The organism is Crenobacter sp. CS_VA4, from assembly GCF_055597485.1.
The window spans coordinates 1-1,786 of sequence record NZ_JBVMAE010000070.1 but is presented as its reverse complement, the minus strand read 5'-3'; the positions used below and the strand labels follow the sequence as shown (position 1 = coordinate 1,786).

The 1,786-nt window shown below is 55.1% G+C and carries 2 protein-coding genes; one reads left to right on the top strand and one right to left on the bottom strand.

What is annotated here, in order from left to right; genetic code table 11:
- The first annotated feature begins 549 nt into the window (after window positions 1-549).
- Complete coding sequence (locus ACZ2IA_RS22710; protein ID WP_470294857.1) at window positions 550-1,419, top strand: hypothetical protein; 870 nt, start codon at window positions 550-552, stop codon at window positions 1,417-1,419.
- Window positions 1,420-1,587: 168 nt separating this feature from the next.
- Here ACZ2IA_RS22710 and ACZ2IA_RS22705 read toward each other — a convergent pair.
- Window positions 1,588-1,786 (bottom strand): hypothetical protein (locus tag ACZ2IA_RS22705; protein ID WP_470294856.1); only part of this gene is annotated, 199 nt, incomplete at its 5' end.

The following is a 1,786-nucleotide window of genomic DNA, read 5'->3' as shown; positions in this document are numbered from 1 at the left end:
CAGGAGTGTTCACACCTCCAGTGACCGCCGGATCGAAGGCGACATTACAAACTCCCCCAAGTGGCCGGTTCTCGGCCGAAGCAGTCTTCCAGCTTATCTGCCTTGAGCGTCCGTTCAGGGCCACATTCCAGCCATTTCCCTTGCGCCGTAGCCGAAGGGCGACTTCCTGACTTGGGGAACGCTCACTTTCGACCCGTTGCAGCCCTTCAGGTAGTTTTTCCGAACGTCATAACTGCGCTCTAAAGCAGCCGCCTTTCAGCCCAATGCCACAAGGTTGGTCGCTACTGGTCGGACCCAGGTTGCACCTTCCCCTTCTTAAGTTGCCAACAGGTGTTATGTAAAGCATGACACGCAACCACACTAAGGCGGCTAGATCAACACAGTCAGAAAAACTTGCCCGAATCGATCGCCTTACTACCGGTTGCATTCGATTATCGCAATCGAATAAATGACAATTTCCGGAAATTGTCATTGACAAAAAAAGCCGTATCAACAACACTTCTATCAGCCGATTTTCCGGAAAAACTCACATGGTGGAGCTAGCCAAACATGGAAGTCCATGCCCGCCCCTCGTGGCTGCCTAAAGAAAATTTGTTCGCCACTGTTCTCAACGCTAAGCGCCGCACCTTGGTGGAGTTCGCGCGAACGTTCAACTTACCTACGGTAACTGAGGAAGCATATGGCTTTGATCCGGGCAGGCCCGGTAAGCAGCTTTCCGACGAGAAATGGGCTCAGATGGTCGAACGCACGCGTACTTCGCCGGAATGGCAGTGTTTCGAAACCGTTCACGACTTCGCGGTGGATGGCATCTATCACGAGAGCGCCAGCATCTACGAGGTACTGATGAGTGCCAGCCACATGGCGAGCTTCTTCATGGCGGCCAATCCGTTCGAAGCTGCTCAGCTTGATCAACTCGTCCAGCTGGCATGGGCGCGACATGAAATGGAGGTCGGAGGCTTTGTACGATTCGACTCTTTAGTTCGCCTTGCTGGCGTTGATGCTCGGACGGTGCGAAATGCCATCAGTGCAGGCGAACTAGTCTTTCACAAGAACGATGCGAATGGCGTGATCGAGGGCGCGTCTGCCAAACGATGGCTGACCGGCCGGCGCGGCTTCAAACCCACCCGGATGATTCACTGCTATCCAGTGCTTGCCACCATCAGCACGCCCGCCGCGTTCGTGCAGTTTCTGCGCAACGTCAACGCACAGCGTGCTAATGATGGCTTGTACCTTGAACCGCCAGTGAACCCCAAGGCCATTCTGGAGTTGGAAAATGGAGTTTTCAATTTGCCGCTAGATGCCGTTAACCCGTTAGCCGACTACTACGGTGTCGATCGAGACCACTTTCTGAAATGCGTCATGCGAGTCTTCTTCCCTGCTCAGTACCAAGCATTGCTTGCCGGGGAAGGGCAACGGTGAGTTTCGCAAGGGCAGCTCGCAGGATTGCACCACGATAACCTCAGCCGGGCCTCGCCGGGCGAGAGGGGGCGTGTCACGATCAGGCAGACAGGCCAATGATTGTGGAGGCAGGCGTTGTCGCACGCGAGGTGGCAATCGTCACACCCGCAAAAGAAGTCCTAACTCAACTCAGGAGCGATCATGAGTAAAGAACAAGAAGCCACTGCCGCCGCGGCAGGTGGTGCAACAGTTGGTGGGGCTGGTGCAGTTGGCGCCGTCGCCGCGCTTGCGCCAGCGCCTTCTCCAACAGAACTGTTGGCGCTCACTGAAAATTGACCAGATAACCGAGGGTTTGCTCATTGAAAATTGACCAGGGTGACTAACCATC